The organism is Fodinicola acaciae (genome assembly GCF_010993745.1).
Taxonomy (GTDB): Bacteria; Actinomycetota; Actinomycetes; order Mycobacteriales; family HKI-0501; genus Fodinicola; species Fodinicola acaciae.
Map to the genome: position 1 here is coordinate 582509 of NZ_WOTN01000002.1, position 26845 is coordinate 609353.

Here is a 26845-nt window from a genome sequence, read left to right on the forward strand (position 1 = left end):
CCTTTCGTACGCTGACACGATGATCGTCAGTGTGGGGATGGACGTGGTGCTGGTCGAGCGGTTTTCCGCCGCGCTGACCCGTACGCCGCCGCTGGCCGACCGGCTGTTCACCGAGGCCGAGCGGACCACCGCGGCCGGCAACCCGCGCTCGGCCGAGTCGCTGGCGGCCCGGTTCGCCGCCAAGGAGGCGGTCGCCAAGGCGCTCGGCGCGCCGGTCGGGTTGAGCTGGCACGACTGCGAGGTCGTCGCCGACTCCGACGGCCGGCCGTGGCTGACGGTCGCCGGCACGGTCGCCGACGCTGCCGCCAGGGCCGGCATCGCGCGCTGGCACCTGTCGCTGTCGCACGACGGCGGCATCGCGTCGGCGATGGTGGTCGCCGAGAGCGCCTAAGAGGTCCCTATCTGCGCGACCTCTAAGCTGAGGTCATCCCCGCGCGGGTTTGTCCATCCGTTCCAGGGCCCAGTCGGCCCATTCGCGCTGCGCCTGGTAGGCCAGCCGGCCGTACTCGGCGGCCAGCCGGCCGAAGGTGATCGGCCGCTCCGGCGTACGCCATCCGTCCAGCCGCTCGATGATCACCTCGATCTCCGCACCCAGCTGCTCGGCCTCGGCGCGGGCGTACTCGACCAGCCGCCTGCGGTCGGCCGTGTCGAGCGTCGGGAGCAGGAACAGCCGCAGCGTCGACTCGTCTCGTACGACCGGCGTCTCCGGCGTCTTCAGCAGCCATTCCCGCAGCTCAGCGCGTCCGCTGTCGGCCAGAGCGTACGTGCGCCGGCCGCGCGCGCCTTCCTCGGCGACGGTGATGACGCCTTCCTCGGCGAGCTTGTTGAGCTCGGGATAGATCTGGCTGTGCCGCGCATACCAGGCCCATCGCTGCAGCGACTGCTCGAACATCTGGGCCAGCTCGTAGCCGCTGGCCGGACGCTCCGCCAGCAGGCCGAGCACGGCGTACCGCAATGACATGTGCTGATCATAGCTACAGATGGAGATTGACATGTCAGAACTGATAGGTCATATTCTTCCTGTCGATCCTTTCAGGAGGAATGCGCATGACCACCACCGAACCCGGAATCATCTACCCGGAGGCATATCTGGCGCCGGTCCCGGACGAGACCGAGGCCTTCGACCTGCCGGTGACCGGCACGCTGCCGGCCGAGCTGACCGGCCGCTATTTCCGCAACGGACCCAACCCGCTGCCCGGCGACCCGAGCCACCACTGGTTCATCGGCCGCGGCATGCTGCACGGCGTACGCATCGCCGGCGGCAGGGCGGAGTGGTATCGCAACCGCTGGGTCCGTACCCAGAAAGGCGATTTCATCGACGAGCGCGGCAGGCGGGACTTCGCCGTCAACTCGGCGAACACTCACATCATCGAGCATTCCGGCCGGCTGCTTGCCCTGTGCGAGGCGGGTTTCCCGTACGAGGTGACGCCGGAGCTGGACACCCTCGGCCCGGTCGACTTCGGCGGCCGGCTGTCGACCGCGATGACCGCGCACCCCAAGCAGGACCCGGTGACCGGCGAGCTGCATTTCTTCGGTTACGGTGCGACGCCGCCTTTCCTCACCTACCACCGGCTGTCCGCCGACGGTGAGCTGGTCCACAGCGCCGAGATCGAGGTGCCGGGACCGACGATGATGCACGACTTCGGCATCACCGAAAACCACGTGTTGTGGCTGGACCTGCCGATCGTCTTCGACTTCGCCATGCTCGGCAAGGGCATGCCGTACGTGTGGAACGACGCATACGGTGCGCGGATCGGCGTGATGCCGAAGAAAACCGGCGAAGTGCGGTGGTTTGACGTGGAGCCGGGCTATGTTTTCCACGTCGGCAACGCGTCCGAGGACATCACCGGCCGGATCGTGCTGGATGCCGTGCGCTACAGCCGAAAGGCGTGGGACACGGTGTGGGGACAGATCGGCGGCCAGGTCGAGGTCGGCAAGCACCTGGTCGACGGCGCGACCATGCTGGGGGTCGCGGCGATGCACCGGTGGACCTTCGACACGCGTACCGGACATGTCACCGAACAGCAGTTGGACGACCGGTCGGTCGAGTTTCCGACGATCAACGAGAGCCGCGTCGGCCTGCCCAACCGCTTCGTCTACGCCGTCGGCAACGAGGCGAACGGTCGGATTGTCAAGTACGACACCACGTCCGGCGCCTCGACCGGCTTTGACCTCGGCGACCGGATGCCCGGCGAGGCGGTCTTCATCCCGGCCGCCGGCGCGCGCAACGAGGACGACGGTTGGCTCATGTCGATCGTCTCCGACCGCGCCGGCCGCGGCTCGGAGCTGGTGGTGCTGGACGCCGGCGACGTGGCCGGCGGCCCGGTCGCCACGGTCCAGCTGCCGCGTCGCGTACCGGCCGGATTCCACGGATCGTGGATCCCGGACGAGGAGGAATGATGGCCGCCGTGGTCGGTGAACAGCGGGCGCAGGCGCCCAAACTGAGAAGCCTGCTGCTCTCGTTGGTGTGGGATTTCGGCCTGGCGCTGGTGACCTATTACGGATTACGCGCGCTCGGCGCCGATCCGTTCGTCGCTTTGCTCGCCGGCACGGTGGTTTCCGGCCTGCGGGTCGCGTACGTGGCGTTTCGCAGCCGTACGTTCGACCTCTTCGCGGCCTTCCTGATGACCGTCTTCGGCGTCAGCCTGGTGCTGTCGTTCGTCACCGGCAGCGCGCGTTTTCTGTTGGTACGCGAGTCGTTCGGCACCGCGGCGGCCGGATTGTTCTTTCTCGGCAGCCTTTTCGTCGGCCGGCCGCTGATCTATTACGCGGCGAGGCGGATGCAGCTCGACGGCGGCAAACGGTTTGACGGTTTGTGGCGTGACGAAGCGTCCTTCCGGCACATTTTCCGGGTGATGACGGTGGTCTGGGGCGTCGGCCTGCTTTTCGAGGCGGTCGTGCGGATCCCGCTGGTCTTCCTGTTGCCGATCGACGTGATGGCCGGCGTCGGCGGCCTGATGTTCGTCGCCGTGATGGTGCTGCTCTCGGTGTGGAACGTGTGGTATGTGCGGCGGCTCCAGCGCGGTGACGCAGAATGAGTGCCGTGACCCGTACCTTGCGCGCCGCTGGCCGAGCCGACCTGCAGGAGGTGTCCGCGGTGCTCGCGCGGGCCTTCTTCGACGACCCGGTGATGGCGTGGATGATCCCCGACGAGGCCGAGCGGCGGCGCCGGCTGCCGCTGTTCTTCCGCGCGGTCGGCCGGCACGAGCACCTGCCGTATGACGGCGTCGACGCGATCCTGGAGGACGGCGCCGTACGCGGTGCGGCGATGTGGAAACCGCCGGGACACTGGAAAACCAGCGGCTGGCGCACGTTGCTGTCGGCGCCCGCGTACATGCGCGCGTTCGGGCCGTATCTGCGCAACGGGGGCGTCGTACAGGAGACGATGTCGCGGCTGCATCCGCACGAGCCGCACTGGTATCTGGCGGTAGTCGGCACGGATCCGGCGGCGCAGGGCGGTGGCGTCGGCACCGACCTGATCCGGTCGCGGCTGGAGATCTGCGATCGTGACGGCGTGCCGGCGTATCTGGAGTCCAGCAAGGCCGCCAACGTGCCGTACTACGAGCGCTTCGGCTTCAAGGTCACCCGCGAGATCGTCGTCGCCGACGGCCCCACGCTCTGGCCGATGTGGCGCCAACCGCAGTAGCCGGGGGAATCGGGTCCCGATTCCCCCGGCCGATTGCCGGACCGAAGCGGGGTCCGGCAGTCTTGATCACATGCGATACGCGTACGCGGTGGATCAGGTGCGGGCGGCCGAGAGCGCGCTCATGGCGAAGCTGCCGGACGGCGCGCTCATGCAGCGCGCGGCGGCCGGGCTGGCGCGCAGGGTCGCGGTGCTGCTCAAGGACGGCAGGGGAGCGGTCTACGGCGCGCGCGTCGCGCTGATGGTCGGCGCCGGCGACAACGGCGGCGACGCGTTGTACGCCGGCGCGCGGCTTGCCAGGCGTGGAGCCAAAGTCGAGGCCGTACTGGTCAATCCCGAGCGCGCGCACGCGGGCGGCCTCGCGGCGTTGAAGCAGGCCGGTGGCCGGGTCGCCACGGTGATTCCGGCCGGCGCCGACCTGGTCGTCGACGGCATCGTCGGCATCGGCGCCAAAGGCGGCCTGCGGCCGGACGCCGCCGAGCTGGCCGCCGCGGCCGCGCTGACCGGAGCGCCGATCGTCGCGGTGGACACGCCGAGCGGCATCGACCCGACCATCGGCGCGGTGCACGGCGAGGCCGTACGCGCCGACGTGACGGTCACCTTCGGCTGTCTCAAGGCCGGCCTGATGGTCGGTCCCGGCGCCACCCGAAGCGGCATCGTCGAGCTGGTCGACCTCGGCATCGGCCCGTATCTGGGCGCGCCGGCGGCACTCATCCCCGACGACGCCGACATCGCTGGGTGGTGGCCGCAGCCGAATCCGACCGACGACAAATACACGCGCGGTGTCATCGGCGTCGCGGCCGGCTCGGACACCTATCCCGGTGCCGCTGTGCTCGCCGTCGGCGCCGCGCTGGCCGGTCCGACCGGCATGGTGCGTTACGCCGGCAGCGCGCTGGAGCCCGTACGTGCCGCCTATCCGGAGGTCGTCGCGACCGCCACGCTGCGCGACGCCGGCCGCGTCCAGGCCTGGGCCGTCGGCTCCGGCCTGGGGACCGGCGAGGACGCCGCCGCGGTGCTGCGCCAGGTGCTGCAGTCCGACCTGCCGGTGCTCATCGACGCCGACGGACTGACCGTGCTGGCCGAGCACCAGGACTGGGTGCGTACGCGCAAGGCGCCGACGCTGCTGACGCCGCACGACCGCGAGTTCGCGCGGATCTTCGGACCGGTCGGCGACGACCGGCTCGCCGCCGCCCGCCGCGCCGCGGCGGCCCTGCACTGCACGGTGCTGCTGAAAGGCGACCGTACGATCGTCGCCGACCGCGACGGCACCGCCTATGTGAACCCGACCGGTACGGCCGCGCTGGCGACCGCCGGCAGTGGGGACGTGCTGTCCGGCATCGCCGGAGCGCTGCTCGCGGCTGGCCTTCCGGCCGCCAAGGCTGGCGTGGCCGGCGCGTACGTCCACGGCCTGGCCGGCCGGCTGGCGGCCGAGAACGGGCCGGTCAGCGCCGGGTCCGTACGCGACGCGATGCGTGCGGCGGCGGGCCGGCTGCGTCCGTAGAACCGCGACCCGGCCAGCGGCCGTCGAGCCGATGACCGAAACTGGAGAGCATGTCGTTGCAGTCCGAGGCCCGGGTCGACCTGGCCGCCATCCGCGCCAACGTGGCCACGGTGCGCGGGCTGACCAGCGCCGACGTGATGGCGGTGGTGAAGGCCGACGGCTATGGCCACGGGCTCGTACCGGCCGCGCGGGCCGCCTTGGCCGGTGGTGCCAGCTGGCTCGGCGTGGCCACCCTCGACGAGGCGCTGGCCGTACGAGCGGCCGGGATCACCGCGCCGGTGCTGGCTTGGCTGATCGCGCCGAAGCAGCCGCTGCGCGAGGCCATCGAGGCCGATGTCGAGCTGTCGGTCGCCACCGACTGGCTGCTGGAGGACGTCGTCGCGGCGGCCGCCCAGGCTGGTCGTACGGCGCGCGTACAGCTCAAGGTCGACACCGGTCTCGGCCGCGGCGGCGCCGGTCGGGCCGAGTGGCCGGAACTGGTTGCCACGGCGGCCAAACACGCGGCGGCCGGTGCCGTCGAGATCACCGCGATCTGGAGCCATTTCGCGCGCGCCGACGAGCCTGGCGACCCGAGCATCGTCATGCAGCAGGAAAACTTCGGTGCCGCATTGGCCATCGCCAAGGATCGAGGTGTGGACCCGCCGATCCGCCACCTGGCCAACACGGCGGCGACGCTGACATTGCCGGAGGCGCACTATGACCTCGTACGCGTCGGCATCGGCATGTACGGCTATTCACCGATTCCGGGCCGGACTTTCGGGCTGCGGCCGGCGATGACGATGCGCGGGTCGGTGGCGGTGGTGAAGCGGCTGCCGGCCGGTCACGGCATTTCGTACGGGCACATCTACACGACCTCGCGTGAGACCACGGTGGCGTTGGTGCCGCTCGGCTATGGCGACGGAATTCCGCGCCAGGCAAGCAACATCGCGCCACTGTGGATCGGTGGCCGGCGGCACACCATTTCTGGTCGCGTCTGCATGGACCAGTTCGTGGTGGATGTCGGTGACCTGCCCGTCGACGTCGGCGACGACGCCGTGCTTTTCGGTCCTGGCGACGACGGTGAGCCGACCGCCGACGACTGGGCCGCCGCGCTGGACACCATCAGCTACGAGATCGTGACCCGGGTTGGCGCGCGGGTCCCCCGGACCTACGTCGGCGAGGAGATCGCGTGAGCCGCGTCAAGAACGCCGGCCTGATCGGCGGTCTGGTCGGTGTCGCCGCGGCCGGCGTGGCCGCCGGTCTGGCGGTGGAGCGGTTCGCGGTCGGCCGCGTACGCAGATCCGGCGACGACGACCCGTACGCCGGTGAGCCGTTCGGTCTGTTGCCGGCCGACACCGAGCGGATCGTACAAGGACAGGACGGGGTCGAGCTGTATGTCGAAATCGTGCAGCCGGACCGAAATCCGGCGCCGCCTGAGCTGACTGTCGTCTTCGTACACGGTTTCTGCCTCGACATGGGCACCTGGCATTTCCAGCGCCGCGGCCTGGCCAAGCTGCGCGACCCGCGGTTCCGGATGGTTTTCTATGACCAGCCGGGACATGGCCGCAGCAGCCACAAACCCTCCGGCGACTATTCGATCGACGAGCTCGGCGGCGATCTTTCCGCGCTGATCGGGGAGGTCGCGCCGGAGGGTCCGCTGGTCCTGATCGGACACTCGATGGGTGGCATGACGATCATGGCGCTCGCCGAGCAGAATCCGGAGCTTTTCCAGGAAAGAGTCGTCGGCGTCGGCCTGATCGCCTCCTCGGCCGGCGATCTGGACTCGGTCGCGCTTGGGATGCCGGCGCCGCTTGCGCGTACGCGTAAGCCGCTCACTCCGGCGCTGACCGCGGCGCTGAAGGTGTCGCCGGGGATCGTCGACGGCATCCGCCGGCTCGGCTCGGATGTGGCCTGGCTGCTGACGAAACGCTATGCGTTCACGGATTTCCCGGCGCCGCCTTCGCTGGTCACCTACGCCGAGAAGCTGATCGCTTCGACGTCCAGCGACATCATCGCCGGCTATCTGCGTACGCTCTCCGAGCACGACCGCTATGCCGCGCTGGAAGTGTTGGACGGCATCGAAATCCTGGTGGTCGCCGCGCACGACGACCTGCTCACGCCGGTCGGCCACAGCGAGGAGATGGTGCGGCTGCTGCCCGGCGCCGAGTTCGTCGAGCTGGAGTCCGGCGGACACCTGGCGCTGATGGCGCAGGCCGACGTGGTCAACGCCAACATCGCCGCGTTCCTGCACCGCGCGCTGCGGTCGGCCAACCAGCCGCGCACGGTGCCGGAGTCGGTCATCCGCGAGGCACGGTCGGCGCGGGCGAAGAAGGCGAAAGAGTCCGGGGCGAGCGAGCGCCGGCGGTTCCTCCGAGTGTGGCGTAAGGAAAAGTCCGCATGATCCTGCCTACCGCTGCTGACACGCGCGCGTACGGCGAGCGTCTCGCGTCGCTGCTGCGCGCCGGCGACCTAGTGGTGCTCACCGGCCCGCTCGGCGCCGGCAAGACCGCGCTGACCCAGGGGATCGCCGCCGGTCTCGGCGTCCGCGGCCCGGTCACCAGCCCCACCTTCATCATGGCCCGCGTGCACCCCGACGGCCGCGTGCCGCTGGTGCACGTCGACGCATACCGGCTGGGGGGCTCGGACGACCTGGAAGGCGAGATCGACGCGCTCGACCTCGACGTGACCGCCGAGGACGCGGTCACCGTGGTCGAATGGGGCACGGCGGTCGCCCACCGGCTGGCCGAGGACTACCTGGAGGTCCAGATCACCCGCACCGCGGACTCCGACGACCGCACAGCCACACTGGTGCCCCACGGCCCAACCTGGCCGACCCGACTGACCGAAATACCCGCTACAGCCTGAAACTGTCGTACCCCCCTGCCAATCTGGGCCCCCACCCAAATCGGGTGGGGGGTGGGTTCGCGTGGCAACTTACCTATGTAAGAAAGTTGATCTTGGCGACGGTGTCCGATTGCCGACTTCTGACCCCGCGTATCGATTCAGATGGTCAACAACGTCACAACCGGACACCGCCGCCCGCCACTGGCGGGCAGTCGCCCGCCGGCGCCGAGGCTGGGCCGAGATGCCGCGAGGCCGCCGGCGGTAGGTAGGCTCGCTAGCCGTGTTCGCGCTCGTACTCGACACCGCCACCCCGGCCGTGTCCGCCGGCATCGCCGAGGTCACCGACGCCACGGTGGCGATGGTCGCCGAGGACCAGGTCGTCGACGGCCGCCGCCACGGTGAGGCGCTGGCCGTCCTCATCGACGGCTGCCTGACCAAGGCCGGCCTCACCGTCGGTGACCTCGACGCGGTCGTCGCGGGCGTCGGACCGGGGCCGTTCACCGGCCTGAGAGTCGGCCTCGTCACGGCCGCCGCCATCGCTGACGCGAGAGACATCCCCGCGTACGGCGTCTGCTCGCTCGACGCGATCGCGACCGACGATGACAGCCTGCTGGTCGCGACCGACGCGCGTCGCCGGGAGGTTTACTGGGCCACGTACGAAAACGGCCGTCGCACCAACGGCCCCAACGTCGACAAACCGGTCGACATCAACACGACGGCGACGACGGCCGCCGGCGCCGGCGCCAAGCTGTACGACCTCGGCCTGCCGACGACCGGACCTGACTACCCGGTCCTCAAAAACCTCGCCGACAGAGCCGCCGACCGCATCCGTGACCGTGCCGAGAGCGAGCCGCTCACACCGCTCTACCTGCGCAGACCCGACACCGCCGAGCCCGGCGCGCGCAAGAAGGTGACCAGGTGAGCGTCCAGGCCGACCTGCCGGCGGTCATCGTGGAGCGGATGCGCTGGTGGCACATCCGGCCGATCCTGGTGATCGAGGACGACCTGTTCGGCGCCGAGCGCTGGACGGCCGGGATGTTCTGGTCCGAGCTCGCCCATCCGGACCGCTACTACCGCGTCGCACTTGAGGCCGACGAGGTCGTCGGATACGCCGGCCTGTCCAACGGCCCCGACTCGGCGTGGGTGCACAACATCGCCGTACGCCGCGACCGGCAGGGCCGCGGACTCGGCGCGCGGCTGCTGGACGACCTGATCGCGGAGGCGATCCGCAACAACGCGCCACAGATCGCGCTCGAGGTCGCGGCGAGCAACGCGGTCGCACAGCGGCTCTACGCGATGCGCGGCTTCGAGCCGGTCGGCGTACGCAAGGCCTACTACCAACCCAGCGGCGAGGACGCCATCGTGATGGTGCGGGAGATGTGATGAGCGAACCTTTGGTGCTGGGGATCGAAACCTCCTGCGACGAGACCGGTGTCGGCATCGTCCGCGGCCACACGCTGCTCGCCGACGCCGTCGCGTCCAGTGTGGACAGTCACGCCAGATTTGGCGGCGTCGTGCCGGAAGTCGCCAGCCGCGCCCACCTCGAGGCGATGGTGCCGACCGTACATCGCGCGCTGGAGACGGCAAAAGTACGACTGTCCGATGTGGACGCCATCGCGGTGACGGCCGGTCCCGGACTGGCCGGCGCGCTGCTCGTCGGTGTCGCGGCGGCGAAAGCGTACGCGCTGGCCGCCGGAAAGCCGCTCTACGGCGTCAACCACCTCGCCGCGCACGTCGCCGTCGACACACTCGAGCACGGGCCGCTGCCGGAGCCGGCGATGGCTTTGCTGGTCTCCGGCGGACATTCCTCGCTGCTGGAGGTCGACGACCTGACCGGCAGCGTACGCACGCTCGGCTCGACCATGGACGACGCCGCCGGCGAGGCCTTCGACAAGGTCGCCAGGCTGCTCGGCCTGCCGTTTCCCGGCGGTCCGCACATCGACCGCCAGGCCCGCGACGGCGACCCGGCGGCGATCGACTTCCCGCGCGGCCTGACCGGTCCGCGCGACCTGGTCGATCACCCGTACGATTTTTCCTTCTCCGGCCTCAAAACCGCGGTCGCGCGGTGGGTCGAGGCCAAGGAACGGGCCGGCGAGTCGATTCCGGTCGCCGACGTGGCCGCGTCGTTCCAGGAAGCCGTCACCGACGTACTCACCAGAAAAGCCATCGCCGCCTGCACCGACCGCAGCATCGAGACGTTGTTGATCGGCGGCGGCGTCGCGGCCAACTCGCGGCTGCGCGCGATGGCCGAGCAACGCGCGACCAAAGCCGGCGTCCGGTTGCGCGTACCAAGGCCGGGCCTTTGTACGGACAACGGCGCGATGGTCGCCGCGCTCGGCAGCCACCTGGTCTCGGCCGGCCTGCCGCCGTCCGACCTGGCGATCCCGGCCACCTCGTCGATGTCCGTCGACCTCGTTCGGGTCTGACGATGATCGTCCGGATGTGGGAGGTCAACGCCTATCCGGAGGCCTACAGCGAGCTGCTGTCCTGGATGTGCGAGATCGCCGCGCCGGAGCTGGAGCGCCATCCCGGCTGCTTCGGCTGCGAGGTGCTCTCGTCCACCGACGACCGCATCGTGGTGATCAGCCACTGGCGGGAGGAGCCGTTCGACCCGCCGACGCCGCCGCGGCATCTGGTCGCGTCCGGCCCGAACACATACGACTTCTTCTCAGTCGAGCGCTGAGCAGATCAACGCCACCGGCCGCTGCGCGATCCTGGTCAGCGCCAGCGCCGCCTCGTTTGGTCCCCGCAAACGCAGATCGCGGCGCAGCTGCTCCACGTCCACGGCAGAGCCGCGTTTCAGGATCGTCAGCCGGCCGATCTCGCGCGTACGCAGCGCGGAACGCAGCTTTTTCAACGAGAACGGCACGACGTCCTGGATCTGGTATGCCTTGGCGAACGGGGTCGGCACCCGCGGACCGGTCAGATAGGCGATGTGTGGGTCGACCACCGCGGCCCCGAGCGAGCTGGCCAGCTCGCCGACCAGATGTGCGCGTACGACGGCCGGATCGGGGTCATAGAGCCAATCTCCGATCGGTCCCACCGGCGCCGGCTCACCGTCGCCGGTGAGTGACGCACCTGCCGGCAGCACGGTCGCGCGGCGGGTGGTGGTCGCGAGATCCCTGGAATAGAGCGAAAGCTCGACCAGCACGCCACGGTCGGAGACCCATTCGGCCTCCACCTCGGCCGGGATCAACGCGTGGTCGAGACCAGGTGCCACTTTCGCGCCGGCGAAGGACACTCTCGCCAGCAACTCGAGCACATACGAATACGGCGGCAGATAGGACTCCGGATCGACCGTACGCCGGCCGCCGGATCTCCTTGCCGGGTCACAGAAAGCCGCCGGGACGCCGCCGAGATCGACGGTGAGCGCGTCGGTGCAGCGCACCGACACCAGGCCGTCGAATCCGAGCGCCGACGCGTTGGCGGCGGCGACCGCGGCGGTGAGCGGGTCGGCGTCGATGGCGTCCACCGCGATGCCGGCCGCGGCGAATCCGAGCAGGTCGCCGCCGATGCCACAGCACAGGTCGACAATCCTTTGTACGCCGGAAAACCTGGCAGCTCGATGCGCCGCCACGGCCGTACGCGTGACCTGTTCGGCGCCGTCCGGCGTGAAGAACATCCGGTCGGCCATCGGACCGAGCCTGGTCGCGGCCCGCTGCCGCAACCGTACGGTCGTCAGCGCCGCGGCGACCAACTCCGGCGAGTGGGCGGCGCGCAAAGCCGCGGTCGTACGCACCGGATCGTCGTCGATCCGCGCGGCGGCATCGGCCAGCAACGCGGCACCGGCGTCCGTACGCAGCCGCGCCAGCGTCTCGACCGTGAGGCTCACGGACCGATCCTGACACGCGTCAGGGCCGGCGAACCGCGCCGGCCCTGACGAGGGGAAGGTCCGGGGAATCGGGTCCCGATTTCCCGGCAGACTGCTGTCGCTAGTGCGTCGGCTTGGTGTAGCTCTGCAGGTCGACCAGCGGGAAGTGGCCGCCCGGCACGCCGTTGTCGCTGCGGAAGACCACCTTGGCACCCTGCTTGCTGGTCAGCGTGCAGTACGTGCTGCCGGCGGCGCCTTCGCAGGACGGCGCGCTCCAGCTCTGCGCGCCAGGTGCCGGCTGCGCGAGCAGCGACTTGAACGCGGACGCGGTCGTCACGTGCGCCAGCAGGTCGTAGTCCTGGTTGCTGAACGCGGTCGCGGCGGCCTGCGAGTATGCCGGGATGTTGCGCGCCGGCGCCTTCGCGTGGCCCTTCTGGTAGGCGACACCGATGATCTGGTGTTCCTTGACCGGCCCGTTCGGCATGTGCACCACAACCGTGTCGCCGGTCGGGTGGGCGGCGAACGTGCAGTAGATCTGCCCGGCGCCGCCGTCACAGGTCGCGAAATACCAGACGCGGCCGGTGGACTGCCGCGGCACCGCCTCGAACTGCTGGTAGCCGGTCGCGTCGGTGAGCTGGTGCAGCCGCGTGGTCTGCTGCGTGCGCCAGGCCTCGAAGGCCTCCTTGGCGTACGCGACCGGGGTCGTCGGGATGCTCTTCGACGCCGACACCGGGTGGATCGCCGGCGAGTTGTCCTGGTCCGAGGTGCTGCTTTGCGGCACGTTCTGACCGGCGGCCTGCGGCTGCTGCTGCGCTGCCGGCCGCTGGCCGGCGGCGGTGTCGCCGGCCGGGCTCGGCTGGGATCCGTGCAGGTAGGTGGTGGCGCCATAGGCGGCCCCGACGCCGAGCGCGGCGGCGGCCAGGACTGCTCCGACCGCGATGGTGACGGTGCGGCGAGTGTGCGTATGAGTAGACATGTTCTCTCCTTTGAGGTGTCTGATTCTGAGACGCCGCGGGAGGCCGTACGGTTGGATACTGGTTCGGTGACCCGGCCCACAAACCACTCGGCGTGGCCACCCTGACCTGCGCAGACGAGGGGCCGGTGCGGACGTACGCGGGGAGAGGTGGTTGACTGGTCGGCGGGCTGGCACTCGGCTTGACGGAGTGCCAGTTCCGCAATAATGTTCGGTTAGCACTCTCCTCGTGAGGCTGCTAACTCCGCGCCTCGATCCGGCACCCGCGACGACGGATCGACTGCGGGCTGCGAAGGCATAACAGAGCGATCTAAACCAGGAGGGGTCAGCACGTGACCACCGCGACCAAGGTGACGATCAAGCCGCTCGAGGACCGGATCGTGGTGCAGGCCAACGAGGCCGAGACCACGACCGCTTCCGGCATCGTCATTCCGGACACCGCCAAGGAGAAGCCGCAGGAGGGCACCGTCATCGCGGTCGGCCCCGGCCGCTTCGACGACAACGGCAACCGCGTCCCGCTCGACGTCGCCGTCGGCGATGTCGTCATCTACTCGAAGTACGGCGGCACCGAGGTGAAGTACGGCGGCGAGGAATACCTCGTCCTGTCGGCCCGCGACGTACTCGCGGTCATCGAGAAGTAGTTTTCGCACCGCTGCCGCCCCGGAGCCGCCTTTCCTTGGTGCGCCACCGGGGCGGTCGGCGTGTGAGACCGCGAAGGGATTACTGACACGTAATGTCCAAGATCCTGCGTTATTCCGATGACGCGCGCTCTCGTCTGGAGCGTGGCGTCAACACTCTCGCCGGCACGGTGCAGGTCACGCTGGGGCCGAAGGGCCGCAACGTCGTGCTGGAGAAGAAGTTCGGCGCTCCGACCATCGTCAACGACGGCGTGACCATCGCGCGCGAGGTCGAGCTGACCGATCCGTACCAGAACCTCGGCGCCCAGCTGGTCAAGGAAGTCGCCACCAAGACCAACGACGTGGCCGGCGACGGCACCACGACGGCGACCGTGCTCGCACGCGCCTTCGTACACAGCGGTCTGCACAACGTGACCGCCGGTGCCAACCCGATCGCGCTCAAGCGCGGCATCGACCTGGCCGCCAAGAAGGTCTCCGAGACCCTGCTGGAGCGGGCCGTCGAGGTGTCCGGCAACGCGTCGGTCGCGCACGTCGCGACCATCTCGTCCGGTGACCAGACGATCGGCGAGCTGGTCGCCAAGGCCTTCGAGGTCGTCGGCAAGGACGGCGTGATCACCGTCGAGGAGTCTTCCACGCTCACCACCGAGCTGGAGGTCACCGAGGGGATGCAGTTCGACAAGGGCTACATCTCACCGCACTTCGTCACCGACGCCGAGGAGGGCGAAGCGGTCCTGACCGACGCCAACGTGCTGTTGGTGTCCGGCAAGATCTCCGCGATCGCCGACCTGCTGCCGATCCTGGAGAAGGTCGCCGAGGCGAAGAAGCCGCTGCTGATCATCGCCGAGGACGTGGAGGGAGAGGCGCTGGCCACCCTCACCGTCAACGCGATCCGCAAGACGCTGGTCACGGTGGCCGTCAAGGCGCCGGCGTTCGGCGACCGGCGGAAGGCGATCATGCAGGACCTGGCCATCCTGACCGGTGGACAGGTCGTCAGCGAGGACGTCGGCCTGAAGCTGTCCGAGGTCGGCACCGAGGTGCTGGGCTCGGTGCGGCGGGTCACCGTCACCAAGGACAACACCACGATCGTCGACGGCGGCGGCTCCGAGCAGGAGGTCGCCGACCGGGTCGCGCAGATCCGTTCCGAGATCGACGCGACCGACTCCGACTGGGACCGCGAGAAGCTGCAGGAGCGGCTGGCCAAGCTGGTCGGCGGCGTCGCGGTGGTCAAGGTCGGCGCGGCCACCGAGGTCGAGCTGGGTGAGCGCAAGCACCGCATCGAGGACGCCGTCGCGGCCACCCGCGCGGCCCTGGAGGAAGGCATCGTGCCTGGCGGCGGCTCCGCGCTCGTACACGCCGCGACCGTGCTCGACGACTCGCTGGGCCTGACCGGCGACGAGGCGACCGGTGTCGCGGTCGTCCGGCGGGGCCTGTCCTGGCCGGTCCGGGTGATCGCCGAGAACGCCGGCCTGAACGGAGCGGTGGTGGCCAACAAGGTCTCCGAGCTGCCGGTCGGCCAGGGCCTCAACGCGGCCACCGGCGAGTACGTCGACCTGATCGGCGACGGTGTCGTCGACCCGGTCAAGGTGACCCGCAACGCGGTGCTCAACGCCGCGTCCATCGCCGGCCTGCTGCTCACCACCGAGACACTGGTGGTGGACAAGCCGGAGGAGCCCGCGCCGGACGCGGGCGGTGGACACGGTCACGGTCACGGCCACTGATCCACCGCAGTTTCGTAAGGCCCGCGGATCCCCTCCGCGGGCCTTTACGTTTGCACGCCAAACTCTCACCGCGCGCCGGCACGCTCCATATCGGGGCCCCCATTTCAGCCGACGACGCAATCGGAATCCGATTGCGTCGTCGGTCGAGACGAGGACCCCCGATCCGATCCTTGCGGAGGGCGCCGACAGTTTCGGCGACCTCCGTACGGACCGGTCAGATCGCGCGGACCGGTGGCATGGCTGATCGTGCGGTGCCGATCAGCTGTTCGCGCTCGGACTCCGAGAGACCACCCCACACGCCGTACGGCTCGCGGACCTTCAGCGCGTGCTCGCGGCACTGCTTCAGGACCGGGCAGGTGGCGCAGATGGCCTTGGCCTCGGACTCGCGGCGAGCCCGGGACGGGCCACGCTCGCCTTCTGGATGGAAGAACAGGGCACTGTCGACCCCCCGACAGGATCCCTTGAGTTGCCAGTCCCACAGATCGGCAGTGGGACCAGGCAGCCGACGTACATCGGCCATCACTGCCTCCTCGTTGAAACACCGGCGACAGCAGTCATCGCCCCCCGAGGGTTGGACAAGTGGACCAACCCCACATCCCGGACCGTACAACCGCGCCAGACGTTGTTCAAGAGGTTCGTTGCAAACATTGTTCGACGTTTTTGATCTCCGCCGAATCTGTGCGCTCGGTAACTTCCTAACAAACACGCCATATCATCAGAAAAGCGACTAAAAGTACGCCGCGCCCGTCGATGCCTCGGGACACCCGGCGGCGACCCATGAATCCGAAACTCGACTTGCCGTCCGGTGATCCCGTGCGATCCTGACTCCTGTGTCGGTCCAGCTGAGCACACACCAACCCGAACCCGACGGCACCGGAGCTTCCTCCTCCGCCGGCGGCGACGACGTCGAGTTGGTGCTCACGGTGGCCGCGGTTGCCCGCCGCCTCGGCGTGGCACCGGCGACGCTGCGGACCTGGGCCAGGAGGTACGGCCTCGGGCCGTCCGGACACGAGAGCGGCACGCACCGGCGCTACACCGAGCTCGACCTGGCCAGGCTGCAGGCCATGCGCCGGCTGACGCTGGCCGGCATGCCGGCGGCCGACGCGGCTCGATCGGTGCTGTCGACCGACCCGAGCACGCAGACCGGCACGCGTACGCCGGCGCAGCGCAACGCGCTCACCGCCACCGACGCGCTCGGGCCGCCGCCAGCCGGTACGCCGGTGCAGCGCGACCTCGTACGCGCCGCCAACGGCCTGGTCGCGGCGACCGTCAGCGACCTGATCCGCCGGTCGCTGGCCACCAACGGCGCGCTGGCGACCTGGCGTGAGCTGGTCGAGCCGGTGCTCGACGCGGCCGGCCGCCGGTGGCCGGAAGCCGCCGACTGCGCCGCCGCGGAGCGGCTGATCACGTACGCCGCCGACACCGCCTTCCGGGACTACGCGGCGCGACTCGCCGAGCCGGTCGGCCGCCGGCCGTTGCTGTTCGGCTGTCCGCCTGGCGAGCACCACCTGCTGCCGCTGTCGGTGCTGGCCGCGATGCTCGCCGACCACCACGTCGCGGTGCGCAACCTGGGTCCGTCGGTGCCGGCGGACGCGCTGGCCGCGGCGGTACGGCGCACCGGAGCCGCGGCCGTCCTGCTCTGGGCCGAGTCGATGGCGACCGCGGACCCGGCCGTGCTCACCGCACTGCCGGTGACCAGGCCGCGGGTCGAGGTCATCACGGCCGGTCCCGGCTGGCAGGCGGTCGCGCTGCCGCGGCGTGCGCGCCACATCCGCAGCCTCGACGGAGCGGTCAGCGCGCTCCTGCACGCCGTCTCGTCCTGACCGGTGCCGGACGAGTTTCCGTCCGCGTACGCGCGTGCGGCCGCGATCGGCGACTACGGCTTCGTGCTCCGCCGGAGCCGGCCGTACGAGTCGGGCACGTACCGTCCGGACACCGACCCGGAATCACTCACAGTCATCGCGCGGGCGTCGACTCTCCGGCAACTTGGCCGATATCCGGACGCTCAGCTGTGTGACGAGCTCGCGGTGGCGGCGGCTCGTACGGAGCCGGTGCGGGTCGCGGCATGGCTCGGGCTGGCGGCGGACGCGGTCGGCCAGGCCGATCCCGCGCTTGCTCGGCAACGCGCCGCCGTCCGACTGCCGGCGGACCGCCCGGATCTGCTCGTACTGGCCGGTTGGATCCACACCGAGGTGGCACTGCTGGAAGGCGACCCGCTCGCGGCCGTGGCGGCCGCGGCCGGCTGCGTCGGCACCGCGACGGAGATGGTGGCGCCTTGGCACCTGGCCAAGAGCCGGTTGTTCGTCGGCGTGGCGCGGTTGGCGGCCGGCGAGCCGGCCGGTGCGGACGACCTCCGCGCCTGTCTGGCGGCCGGCTATCCGGCGCTGACCTGGGTTGCCGCAGCCGTCCTCGGAGAGCGGGAGGCGGCCCGCGCCGCGGTGGCCCGGATCGCGGAGGGACTGCCGGCGGACGTACGCGCCGGCTGGCTCGCGCGGCCGGATGTGGCACCCTACGCGTAGCCCCGGACCGGTAACTTTGTGACCGACGTCGCATGTCCGATCGGGAAAGGATTTCCGGTGCGCTCGGTCACCGAGCGAATCCGGCCGGAGACCTGACATGAGCAGCCGGGAGCCGCCATTACCGGCATATGACCTGGTCTTCCCCGGTTTCGCCGCACTGTCCGGGTGCGGACAGTCCCACCGGGCTTACGTAACGGAGCGGGGTGGGCGTTAGAGTGTCTGCGGCCCACCCCACGGGTTACCGTCTGCTCTTCGGTGCCATGTGCCGAATGTGGTCACAGTCGTAACGGGAGGGATCACCGCCGCGATGGATGGGAAGGACGGCGAGCGCGAGCTCAGTGCCATCGCCGCCCGCGCCGCCGCGGACGACTCCGAGGCGATCGGCGAGTTGCTTACTCGCATCCGGCCAATGGTGGTCCGCTACTGCAGGGCTCGCCTGGGTCGCACCGGTGGCGGCGCGTACACGACAGCGGACGACGTGGCTCAGGAGGTGTGCATCGCGGTGATGTCCGCCCTTCCCCGCTATCGCGATGTCGGCCGCCCGTTCAGCGCGTTCGTCTTCGGGATCGCCTCGCACAAGGTGTCCGACGCGCACCGTGGTGCCAGCCGTGACCTCAGCCAGCCGGTCGAGGTGTTGCCCGACGTGATCGACTCCGCCAACGACCCGGAGCAGGCCGCCCTCGCCGCCGACCGGGCCGCGCGCGTACACGAGCTGCTCAACACGCTGTCCGACATCCAGCGCGAGGTCGTGCTGCTCCGAGTGGCCGTCGGCCTGTCCGCCGAGGAGGCCGGCGCGGTGCTCGGCATGTCGCCGGGCGCCGTACGGGTGGCGCAGCACCGGGCCCTCAACCGGCTGCGCGACATGGTGCAGTCCAGCGCCGACGAGGTGCCGGCATGAGCTTCCACGACGGCAACCGCGCGCGCCGCGGCCGCAACCCACTGGACATTCGTGCGCTCAACCGCGACGAGTCGCTGTTCACCGCGCTCGGCCAGGGCGAGCGGCCGAAGAGCGTCGACGGCGACCCGGTCGTCGACCTGCTCTACCGCTGGCGTGCCGACCTGGAGGCCGGCGCCAGCAACACCATCGAGATCTCCGCGCCGGACTCCGGCGTCCGTGGCCCGCACAGCCATCGGCCGGTCCGCCGCACGTCCCGGCTGCTGACCAAGGCCGGCCGGCGGATCATCGTGGCCGCCGCCGCGTTGGTGATCGGCCTCGGCTCGGTCGGCGGCGTCGCCGCTGCCACCGGCGCTGGTCCGGACAGCACGTTCTGGCCGGTCGCGCTCGCGCTGAACACCGAGCGCGCGCGTTCGGTGCAGGCGGCCAAGGACGTGACCGGCCTGCTGGACGCCGCCGAGGCGGAGATCAAGAGTGGCCAGCTCGACCAGGCCGCCGACAAGCTCAGCCAGGCCCGCCAGCTGCTGCCGGTGGTGCAGGACGTCGACCAGGGCCGGCAGCTGCGCCAGCGGCAGAGCGACCTGAACGACCAGCTGATCAAGGCGCGCGCCGACCGGTCCAACGGCACTGGCCAGGGTGGCAAGTCGACCGGTTCGGGCACCAGCTCCGGCAACGGCCGCCAGACGCCCGGCGCCAAGCCGGACCCGTCGCAGAGCCAGCGCTCGCACCGGCCGACACCGTCCGGCAGCGCGCCGTCGTCGCCGACGACCTCACCGACCCCGAGCGGCTCCGGCACCGCCGGACCCGGGACGGCCAACCCCGTACCAAGCTGACAACCCTCGCGAGGGGTGGCCTTCCGGCGGTCGTCGCGCGTACGTCCGCCGTCAAAACGTCACCTTCGTGACGGTCGTCGGAAGTGTCGTACGCGGCGAGGACTCTGGTTTCGGGGGCCCAAAAATCAGTCGTCGTGGTGACCGGAGCCCAAGCTGTCCTGCACGCCGTCGGCATAGCCGCGCGCGTAGTCGAAGGTGACGTAGTGCGCCGGATCCGGGTTGTACGCCGGCTCGTGCACGCGGCTCTCGCCGACCTCCAGCAGGTGGCGCAGGTTGGCGCGGAGCAGGTGCCAGCCGAAGTAGTGCGGGATCTGGCAGTCCTGGCAGTCGACGACCACGCCGCGATAGCCGCGGGGAGCGAGCAGCGCCTCGTAGACCTCCAGGTCGGACAGGTCGTCCAGCACGTCCTGCCGCTCCGCCGGGCTCAGCGGCAACGCCTGCTCCGGCTCCGGGTCGTCGATGGCCCGGGCCGGGTCGGCGGGATCGCCGGCGAACGGGTCGATCGGCTCCTCGTGCACACCACCACCGTAGTCGGCGCGCCAACCGGCGTTGTCTCAGGGCCTTTCGTGGGTCGGCCGCGGAGTCGCCCCACCCGCACCAGGCGCACGTAGGGCGCCCCCGCGGTCGTACGCGCCGGGAGACCAAGCGCACGTCACGGGGCCGGTCACGGCGTCGCTACGATGGATCTACATCCAGCCAGAGCCGACCGGAAACGAGAATCGCTGAACATGGCTGAACACACGCGGGACTTCCCACCGGTGCCTGACATGGACCTGCCGATCGGTCTCACCTTCGACGACGTCCTGCTGCTGCCGGCGGAGAGTCACATCGCGCCGAGCGCCGCCGACACCACGACCAGGCTGACCCGCGAGATCTCGTTGCGCATCCCGTTGCTGTCCTCGGCGATGGACACCGTGACCGAGGCGCGGATGGCGATCGCGATGGCGCGCCAGGGTGGCATCGGCGTGCTGCATCGCAACCTGTCCGCCGAGGACCAGGCGTCCCAGGCCGACCTGGTGAAGCGGTCCGAGGCCGGCATGGTCTCCAACCCGATCACCTGCTCGCCGGACGACACGCTCGCCGACGTCGACCGGCTGTGCGCCAAGTTCCGCATCTCCGGCGTGCCGGTGGTCGAGGGAGGTGGCGTCCTGGTCGGCATCGTGACCAACCGCGACATGCGCTTCGAGACCGACTTCGCGCGTACGGTCCGCGAGGTCATGACACCGATGCCGCTGGTCACCGCGCCGGTCGGGGTCGCCGCCGACGAGGCGCTCGCGTTGCTGCGCCAGCACAAGGTCGAGAAGCTGCCGCTGGTCGACGAGAACGGCCGGCTGTCCGGCATGATCACCGTCAAGGACTTCGCCAAGCGCGAGGCCTATCCGCTGGCCACCAAGGACGGCTCCGGCCGGCTGATGGTCGCCGCCGCGGTCGGTGTCGGCGACGACGCTTACAAGCGCTCTCGCCTGCTGGTCGACGCCGGTGTCGACGTACTCATCGTGGACACCGCACACGGCCACTCGCAGGCGGTGCTGGACATGGTGGCGCTGCTCAAGCGGGAGACCGAGGTCCAGGTCATCGGCGGCAACGTGGCGACCGAGGAAGGCGCGCGGGCGCTGGTCGACGCCGGTGCCGACGCGGTCAAGGTCGGTGTCGGCCCCGGTTCGATCTGTACGACCCGGGTGGTCGCCGGTGTCGGCGTGCCGCAGGTCACCGCGATCAACAACGCGGCCAAGGCGGCCCGGCCGGCCGGTGTGCCGGTGATCGGCGACGGCGGCATCACCTCCTCCGGCGACATCGCGAAGGCGCTGGTCGCCGGTGCCGACACGGTCATGCTCGGCTCGCTGCTGGCCGGTGTCGCGGAGAGCCCCGGCGAGCTGATCTTCATCAACGGCAAGCAGTTCAAGGCCTATCGCGGCATGGGCTCGCTCGGTGCGATGCAGTCGCGCGGCCAGGCCAAGTCGTACTCGAAGGATCGCTACGGGCTGGACGACGTGCTCTCCGACGACAAGCTGGTGCCGCAGGGGATCGAGGGCCAGGTGCCCTACCGCGGTCCGCTGGAGGCGGTCGCGCACCAGCTGGTCGGTGGCCTCGCCGCGTCGATGGGATACGTCGGCGCGACGACAGTCGAGGAGCTGCAGCGGCGTGGCAAGCTGCTCCGGATCACCGCGTCCGGCCTGCGCGAGTCCCACCCCCACGACGTGCAGATGACCGTCGAGGCGCCGAACTACTCGGGCCACTGATGCAGATCGGGATGGGAAAGGCCGCCAGAGCGGCATACCACCTCGAGGACGTCGCGGTGGTGCCGTCTCGGCGTACGCGCGATGTCGACGAGGTCTCCACGCACTGGCAGATCGACGCGTTCCGCTTCGACATCCCGCTGGTGGCGCATCCGTCCGACGCCATCATGAGCCCGGAGACCGCGGTCGCGGTCGGCCAGCTCGGCGGTCTCGGCGTACTGGATGCCGAGGGCTTGTGGTGCCGTTACGAGGATCCGCTGCCGGTGCTCGCGGAAATTTCCGAAAAAGCCGACGGCTCGACCGCGTTTCTGCAGAAAACCTACGCCGAGCCGGTGAAAACCGAGCTGATCCAGGAACGGATCCGGCAGATTCGGGAAAGCGGCGTGACCACCGCGGTGCGGATTTCCCCGCAACACACGCAGGATCTCGCGCCACATGTGCTGTCCGCTGGCGTGGACCTGCTGGTCATCCAGGGCACCATCGTGTCGGCCGAGCATGTGTCCACAGTGGACAGTGCGTTGAACCTGAAGCAGTTCATCGCGGATCTGGACACGCCGGTGATCGTCGGCGGCTGTGCCGACTACAAGACCGCGATGCACCTGATGCGCACCGGCGCCGCCGGCGTCATCGTCGGCGTCGGCGCCGACGCGTGGAGCACATCCGATCGCGTTCTGGGCATCCGCGTACCGATGGCGACCGCGATCGCCGACGCGGCGGCGGCGCGGCGCGACTACCTGGACGAGACCGGCGGCCGATACGTGCACGTCATCGCCGACGGCGACCTGACTTTCAGCGGCGACATCGCCAAGGCGATCGCCTGCGGTGCCGACGCGGTGATGCTTGGTGAGCCGCTGTCCGGCGCGCACGAGGCGCCGGCTGGTGGCGCCTGGTGGCAATCGGTTGCAGCGCACCCCAAGCTGCCGCGCGGCCAGTTCGCCGCCGCGGCGGGTGAGCCGGTCGGTTCGCTGCGCGAGGTGCTGCTCGGTCCGGCCGACAGTCCGGACGGCGACAAGAACCTTTTCGGTGCGCTGCGCCGGGTGATGGCGAAGACCGGTTATTCGGATCTGAAGGAATTCCAGAAAGTCGAGTTGGTGCTCGACCTGCACTGATCTGCGTACGACTTTGTATGCATCGCGACCGCGTCGCCTCGGCTGGCAGGCAAGGAAAATCTGTGCGGCAAAAGATTGCCGCGTCAACCATCAACCGTATCGACATCAGATGTCGACGCAGAGTCGCAGCGTCGCTACACCGTGGTAATGCGGCGTGTGTTACTTATCGCACTGGGATGTTCTGACCACATTTTTGCTGCAGATTCCTAGCCGAAACACCGCGGTTTCTGGCACCATGGGTCGTCGCCTACACCGGCGTAGCGATGGCTCACGATTGCACGAAACTGGCATACGTTCTGAGACGTCGACCGCGGGGGGACCGGTCGCAGTTGTAATCCGCCCCTGCCCTGGGGCGTGAAGGAGGCAAATGTCGTCCATGCGGCTGGGCGGCACGCAACGTGCCCCGGGTGGTTTACGTAGTTCGCTCCTGGCGATCGGCGCCGCGGCCTTCGAACAGGGTGAAGGCGCTCGGGTCGGAGCGCACCGTCGGCGCCGCGGTGCCGACTCTCGTACGGTCCTCGCGCTGCTGATCACCACCGGTCTGGTGGGTGTCGCTCTCGTCGTCCAACAGTGGTGGGTCGCCGCGCTGCTCACCGTCGGTCTCGGTGCCGGGCTCTGCTGGGTCACCGGCCAGCGCCGGCACAGCGTCGTCGGCGCCGCGGCCGCGATGATCTGGTGGGCCGCCACCGCGCCGCTGGTCAGCGCTGCCGCCTCGTACGGCCCGCCGACCGCGGACCAGTTCGTCCTGCTGACCCGCACCACCGGCGTCGTGGTCTTCACCGGCGCCGTCGTGTGGTTGCTCGCGGTCCTGCTGCCGTCCCGCAGCTCCTGGCTCAGCATCATGGTGTGCTGGGCCCTCAACGCTTCCCTGGCCGGCCCGCTGGCGCTGCTCGCGCCCGGCGTCACAGTGCTGATCGGATGGTCCATGATGGCCGCGTACCTGGCCTGGCGCACCGGCGCCATCGGCGCGTACGTCCAGCGGGTGCGCGAGCGCGCCCGGGTGTCCCGGCTCTACGAGCAGTCGACCACCGAGCAACGCGAGATCATCGACCGGCTGGCCGACGTGCCGCGCCGGGCCACCGTGCTGCACCAGATGTCGGTGCCGCGCGACTTCGGCGCCCGGCTGCAGTTCGACGCGTACGTCGTCGCGCAGACCGGTGTCTATGGCGTGATGGTCGCCGACGCGATCGGCCGGCTGCAGCTGAACGTCTCCGCGACCCGCCGGGTCGCGGTCGAGAATCGCAGCATGGACGACCTGCTGCTGGACGCCGCGGTGAGTGCGTACGCGGTGTCCGACGCGCTGCGCGTACGCGTGCTGCCGCTGGTGGCGCTGCCTGGCGCGACCTTCCCGCCGCAGTATCCAGGCGTCGTACCAGCCACCGTCTCGCCGCGTGAGCTGGACTCACCGGTCGATGTGACGATGCTGGAGCCGACGCTGTTGGTCGACCGGATCTGCCACGGCGAGACGATCTACACCTCGGCGCAGCTGGACATGATCGTCCGGCGGGCCAGGTCGGTGCTCTATCCGACCGAACAGGCGCCGGTGCGCCGGCTGCCGGTCCCACCGCACGAGCTGCCCGCCGTGCCGCTGGCCGCTCCACCGGCCGCCATGCCGATGGACCTGCCGGTGGACTCGCCGCCTCCGCCGCCGATCCCGCTGGTGCCGCGGCACTCGCCGAGCTCGCCGAATCCGCAGGTCACCCGCCGTAAGGTCGCGCAGGCCCTGCAGCGCCAGACGCCGGTGCGTACCGACTTCCCGCGGATCCAGCCGAGCCAGCCGGAGCCACCGGTGTCCAGCGCGCCGACCTGGGACGACGCGGTGTGGCAGCAGCCCGGTGGCAGCGAGTCGCTGGCCAACCAGCAGGCCTGGAAGCCCTACCAGGTGGCCGACCGGGTCGCCGCTCCGCCGGAGCCGGCCAGCTCCGCGGTGACCGTACCGGTCGGCACCGACCACCCCGAGCAGATCCTCGGCCCCGGCGTCGAGGTCATGTGGTTCGACGACAGCGGCGCCTGGTCGGGCTGGGTCTGCGCGACCGGCGTGGTGCGGCTGTCACACGTGCCGAACGGCGCGGTCGACACCGGTCTGACGCCAGGTGACCGCGTGGTGTGGGTCGTGGCCCGTACCGAATGGGATCGCGCGATCGCGGAGAACCGGGCCGTCAGCCCGGCGCTCATCCAGCCCGTACGCGCGGAGCTCCTGCAGATCGTCTGAGCCCTCACCGCCACATGCACGCATGGCCACCATGCGTGCGTCTGGCGGGGCGAGGTGCACGCATGGCCACCATGCGTGCGTTGGACGCACGCATGGTGGCCATGCGGGTATCGCGACCAAGATCAACTTTCGAAACTTGTGTAAGTTTCCACGCGAACCCACCCCCCACCCGATTTGGGTGGGGGCCCAGATTGGCGGGTGGGTACGACAGTTTCGCGCCGTAGCGGGTAACGGGCGGTCAGGACGGTGTGGCTGCTGGGGCGCTGACGGACGGCGTCGGCTGGGGGACGCGGGACTGCGTCACCGACAGGAAGTACGCCAGCGCTCCGATCACCACGACCGCCGCCGCGACTCCAACCAGCACGATCACGGTGAACCGTACGTCTGGCCGGGCCTTCGACCGCTCGACCGGAGCCAACGCCACCGCACCCGTGCGCAGGTCGATGACCACCTCGATACGTTGGCCGTGCCGGTAAGTCCGGTCGTCGGCGACGGTGAGCTCGGCGGGCAACTCAGGCGCGGCTGGATCGCGCGGATCCTCGACCGCGACCCGCAGCTCCACATAGCGCCGCGGCCGGGCATTGGCGGAGGCGCGACGCCACACCGCGACGGCGGCCAGTACGGTCGCCGTAGTGCGGCTGCTGGACAACGCTCTCCTAGGGTCTGTTTCGAAGTCCCACGCGGCGATAGCCGAGCCCAAACGCCACCTGGCGGCACGGCGGGACCGCCCACGTGGCGCTGCCACGCCGGGCGGTCCCGCCACACCGCCAGACGACGTTTGGATCTCGACTCTCATCCACGTGGGACTCCGAAACAGACCCTAGAGGGTTTGGCCAGAATCTGTCCGGGTGGCAATCTATCGTGAACCGGACGCGAGGATCGGCGGGAACGGGGTGACACGAGTGGCATCGGGTAACTCCGGTGGACTGCTGGGGCGGCTGCTGCGGCGGTCGTCGGAAGGTGCCGACAGCGTCTTTGTCGGCAAGATCGGCGAGGATCCCGAGCGTGAGCAGCAGCAGCTGCGGATCCGCCGGCTGGTCAGCTGGTTGGTGCTGATCTTCGCGGCCGCCGGGGTGCTCACGCTGGTCGCGTCGTGCGTGGCGACGGTACGCAGCACCGCCGGCTGGACGGCCTGGCTGGTGCCGCTGGCCTGCCTGGTGATCTGCGCCGTGCTGTACCTGCTCGACCGGCGGCTGTCCGACCATCCACCGATGTCGGTGGAGGTGCCGGTCAACCTGGAGCCGGTGCTCAAGGAGATGACCATCGCCTGCGTGGACATCGACCGGCTGAGCGGCCAGCTCTTCGACACCGAGCGGGCCACCCAGGTGCTGGGCGGCGTGCACGCGCGTACGGACGAGAGCATCGAGGCCGCCGGCGAGGCGCTCACCGCCGAGCGGTCCGGCGACATCCAGCGGTCGGTCGAGCTCCGCGAGCAGATCCGGATCAGGGCCCAGGCGGTGCTGGACCTGCGCGACGAGATGCTGGTGCAGGCTGGCGAGGCGGTGCCGTACGAGGAACCGGTCGCGTACGACCCCATCCCGCAACAGCAGCAGCAACCGCAACCGATGGCGCCGGCCGAACCGGCCGGACGTTCGGTGGCCGGCGCCGAACCGACCGTCGACCCCTGGCAGTATCGGCCCGACCAGACCGCCCAGCCGGCGGCCGGTTATCCACAGGCGCCGGCTTATCCCGATAAGCCGATTTCATCACCCTCGGTAGCCGCCGGCGGCGCGCAGCATCCGGCGCAGCCGGCCGCTCGGCCGGCCGGAGACCCCGGCCTGCCTGCAGGTTCCGGTCAGACGCCATTCACAGACGGTGCCGAAGGTGATAGTTCGCCCAACCGGCTCTGATCTCGGCCGGATATCTGGGACCATGGAACGTGCCGGCGTCTTCACACCGCGTGAGGATGTGGCTGTGGACGGGTTGCACGGAG

Annotated in this window: 28 protein-coding genes; 22 read left to right on the forward strand and 6 right to left on the reverse strand. The window is 70.0% G+C overall.

What is annotated here, in order from left to right; genetic code table 11:
* Positions 1–19: 19 nt before the first annotated feature.
* Complete coding sequence (locus GNX95_RS18095) at positions 20–391, forward strand: holo-ACP synthase (RefSeq protein ID WP_163508582.1); 372 nt, start codon at positions 20–22, stop codon at positions 389–391.
* 33 nt (positions 392–424) lie between these two features.
* Here GNX95_RS18095 and GNX95_RS18100 read toward each other — a convergent pair whose 3' ends face one another.
* Positions 425–961 (reverse strand): PadR family transcriptional regulator, encoded by a 537-nt coding sequence (locus GNX95_RS18100; protein ID WP_163508583.1) that lies wholly within the window; start codon positions 959–961, stop codon positions 425–427.
* An 86-nt stretch (positions 962–1047) separates the two neighbouring features.
* Here GNX95_RS18100 and GNX95_RS18105 point away from each other — a divergent pair, with 86 nt between their 5' ends.
* The 11 genes from GNX95_RS18105 to GNX95_RS18155 all read left to right on the forward strand — a co-directional run bounded on the left by GNX95_RS18105 (position 1048) and on the right by GNX95_RS18155 (position 10650).
* Entirely contained in the window at positions 1048–2400 is a 1353-nt protein-coding gene (locus GNX95_RS18105) for a carotenoid oxygenase family protein (RefSeq protein WP_163508584.1), read from the forward strand.
* Positions 2400–3038, forward strand: coding sequence for a VC0807 family protein (locus tag GNX95_RS18110; RefSeq protein WP_163508585.1), 639 nt, complete (start codon positions 2400–2402; stop codon positions 3036–3038). Before GNX95_RS18105 ends, GNX95_RS18110 begins: the two co-directional genes overlap by 1 nt.
* A gap of 5 nt (positions 3039–3043) precedes the next feature.
* Entirely contained in the window at positions 3044–3646 is a 603-nt protein-coding gene (locus tag GNX95_RS18115) for a GNAT family N-acetyltransferase (RefSeq protein WP_187369660.1), read from the forward strand.
* Positions 3647–3716: 70 nt separating this feature from the next.
* Entirely contained in the window at positions 3717–5144 is a 1428-nt protein-coding gene (locus GNX95_RS18120; protein WP_163508587.1) for an NAD(P)H-hydrate dehydratase, read from the forward strand.
* Between the two features lie 50 nt (positions 5145–5194).
* On the forward strand, positions 5195–6316 hold the full coding sequence (alr, locus tag GNX95_RS18125) for an alanine racemase (RefSeq protein ID WP_187369661.1): 1122 nt from the start codon (positions 5195–5197) through the stop codon (positions 6314–6316).
* Positions 6313–7524 (forward strand): alpha/beta fold hydrolase, encoded by a 1212-nt coding sequence (locus tag GNX95_RS18130; protein WP_163508588.1) that lies wholly within the window; start codon positions 6313–6315, stop codon positions 7522–7524. The genes alr and GNX95_RS18130 overlap by 4 nt, the downstream gene beginning before the upstream one ends.
* Positions 7521–7988, forward strand: coding sequence for a tRNA (adenosine(37)-N6)-threonylcarbamoyltransferase complex ATPase subunit type 1 TsaE (tsaE, locus tag GNX95_RS18135; RefSeq protein WP_163508589.1), 468 nt, complete (start codon positions 7521–7523; stop codon positions 7986–7988). The genes GNX95_RS18130 and tsaE overlap by 4 nt, the downstream gene beginning before the upstream one ends.
* A gap of 259 nt (positions 7989–8247) precedes the next feature.
* Complete coding sequence (gene tsaB, locus GNX95_RS18140) at positions 8248–8889, forward strand: tRNA (adenosine(37)-N6)-threonylcarbamoyltransferase complex dimerization subunit type 1 TsaB (protein ID WP_163508590.1); 642 nt, start codon at positions 8248–8250, stop codon at positions 8887–8889.
* Complete coding sequence (gene rimI / locus GNX95_RS18145; protein WP_222853734.1) at positions 8886–9350, forward strand: ribosomal protein S18-alanine N-acetyltransferase; 465 nt, start codon at positions 8886–8888, stop codon at positions 9348–9350. The genes tsaB and rimI overlap by 4 nt, the downstream gene beginning before the upstream one ends.
* Positions 9350–10393, forward strand: coding sequence for a tRNA (adenosine(37)-N6)-threonylcarbamoyltransferase complex transferase subunit TsaD (gene tsaD / locus GNX95_RS18150; protein WP_222853735.1), 1044 nt, complete (start codon positions 9350–9352; stop codon positions 10391–10393). The genes rimI and tsaD overlap by 1 nt, the downstream gene beginning before the upstream one ends.
* Positions 10394–10395: 2 nt before the next feature.
* The gene (locus GNX95_RS18155) at positions 10396–10650 is read left to right on the forward strand and encodes an antibiotic biosynthesis monooxygenase (protein ID WP_163508592.1); all 255 of its coding nucleotides are present in this window, start codon (positions 10396–10398) and stop codon (positions 10648–10650) included.
* On the opposite strand, the gene GNX95_RS18160 is transcribed toward GNX95_RS18155, so the two are convergent.
* Complete coding sequence (locus tag GNX95_RS18160) at positions 10636–11799, reverse strand: class I SAM-dependent methyltransferase (protein WP_163508593.1); 1164 nt, start codon at positions 11797–11799, stop codon at positions 10636–10638. The two genes, GNX95_RS18155 and GNX95_RS18160, sit on opposite strands and share 15 nt — an antisense overlap.
* Positions 11800–11899: 100 nt before the next feature.
* Positions 11900–12754, reverse strand: coding sequence for a hypothetical protein (locus GNX95_RS18165; RefSeq protein ID WP_163508594.1), 855 nt, complete (start codon positions 12752–12754; stop codon positions 11900–11902).
* 329 nt (positions 12755–13083) lie between these two features.
* Here GNX95_RS18165 and groES point away from each other — a divergent pair, with 329 nt between their 5' ends.
* On the forward strand, positions 13084–13392 hold the full coding sequence (gene groES / locus GNX95_RS18170; RefSeq protein ID WP_163508595.1) for a co-chaperone GroES: 309 nt from the start codon (positions 13084–13086) through the stop codon (positions 13390–13392).
* A 92-nt stretch (positions 13393–13484) separates the two neighbouring features.
* The gene (groL, locus tag GNX95_RS18175; RefSeq protein ID WP_163508596.1) at positions 13485–15107 is read left to right on the forward strand and encodes a chaperonin GroEL; all 1623 of its coding nucleotides are present in this window, start codon (positions 13485–13487) and stop codon (positions 15105–15107) included.
* A 214-nt stretch (positions 15108–15321) separates the two neighbouring features.
* Here the strand turns inward: groL and GNX95_RS18180 are convergent, their stop codons facing one another.
* Positions 15322–15627, reverse strand: a complete 306-nt coding sequence (locus tag GNX95_RS18180) for a WhiB family transcriptional regulator (RefSeq protein WP_163508597.1) — start codon at positions 15625–15627, stop codon at positions 15322–15324.
* 310 nt (positions 15628–15937) lie between these two features.
* Here GNX95_RS18180 and GNX95_RS18185 point away from each other — a divergent pair, with 310 nt between their 5' ends.
* The 4 genes from GNX95_RS18185 (at position 15938) to GNX95_RS18200 (ending at position 19354) form a co-directional block, all read left to right on the forward strand.
* Positions 15938–16930, forward strand: coding sequence for a MerR family transcriptional regulator (locus tag GNX95_RS18185; RefSeq protein ID WP_163508598.1), 993 nt, complete (start codon positions 15938–15940; stop codon positions 16928–16930).
* A gap of 3 nt (positions 16931–16933) precedes the next feature.
* A complete protein-coding gene (locus GNX95_RS18190) occupies positions 16934–17626 on the forward strand; it encodes a hypothetical protein (RefSeq protein ID WP_163508599.1) in 693 nt (230 codons plus the stop codon).
* Positions 17627–17933: 307 nt separating this feature from the next.
* Entirely contained in the window at positions 17934–18524 is a 591-nt protein-coding gene (shbA, locus tag GNX95_RS18195; RefSeq protein ID WP_163508600.1) for an RNA polymerase sigma factor ShbA, read from the forward strand.
* A complete protein-coding gene (locus tag GNX95_RS18200; RefSeq protein ID WP_163508601.1) occupies positions 18521–19354 on the forward strand; it encodes a hypothetical protein in 834 nt (277 codons plus the stop codon). Before shbA ends, GNX95_RS18200 begins: the two co-directional genes overlap by 4 nt.
* Before the next feature lie 125 nt (positions 19355–19479).
* On the opposite strand, the gene GNX95_RS18205 is transcribed toward GNX95_RS18200, so the two are convergent.
* Positions 19480–19872, reverse strand: a complete 393-nt coding sequence (locus GNX95_RS18205) for a DUF5319 domain-containing protein (RefSeq protein WP_163508602.1) — start codon at positions 19870–19872, stop codon at positions 19480–19482.
* Positions 19873–20082: 210 nt separating this feature from the next.
* On the opposite strand from GNX95_RS18205, the gene guaB reads away from it, so the two are divergent.
* The 3 genes from guaB (at position 20083) to GNX95_RS18220 (ending at position 24912) form a co-directional block, all read left to right on the forward strand.
* Positions 20083–21594 carry an IMP dehydrogenase gene (gene guaB / locus GNX95_RS18210; RefSeq protein ID WP_222853736.1) on the forward strand — a complete coding sequence of 504 codons (1512 nt, stop codon included), beginning with the start codon at positions 20083–20085 and terminating at the stop codon, positions 21592–21594.
* A complete protein-coding gene (locus GNX95_RS18215) occupies positions 21594–22700 on the forward strand; it encodes a GuaB3 family IMP dehydrogenase-related protein (protein WP_163508604.1) in 1107 nt (368 codons plus the stop codon). Before guaB ends, GNX95_RS18215 begins: the two co-directional genes overlap by 1 nt.
* A gap of 367 nt (positions 22701–23067) precedes the next feature.
* Entirely contained in the window at positions 23068–24912 is a 1845-nt protein-coding gene (locus tag GNX95_RS18220; protein WP_163508605.1) for a hypothetical protein, read from the forward strand.
* Positions 24913–25150: 238 nt separating this feature from the next.
* Here GNX95_RS18220 and GNX95_RS18225 read toward each other — a convergent pair whose 3' ends face one another.
* Entirely contained in the window at positions 25151–25561 is a 411-nt protein-coding gene (locus GNX95_RS18225; protein ID WP_163508606.1) for a hypothetical protein, read from the reverse strand.
* Positions 25562–25814: 253 nt separating this feature from the next.
* Between GNX95_RS18225 and GNX95_RS18230 the strand changes: the two genes are divergently transcribed.
* Complete coding sequence (locus GNX95_RS18230; protein ID WP_163508607.1) at positions 25815–26762, forward strand: hypothetical protein; 948 nt, start codon at positions 25815–25817, stop codon at positions 26760–26762.
* Positions 26763–26845: the final 83 nt, after the last annotated feature.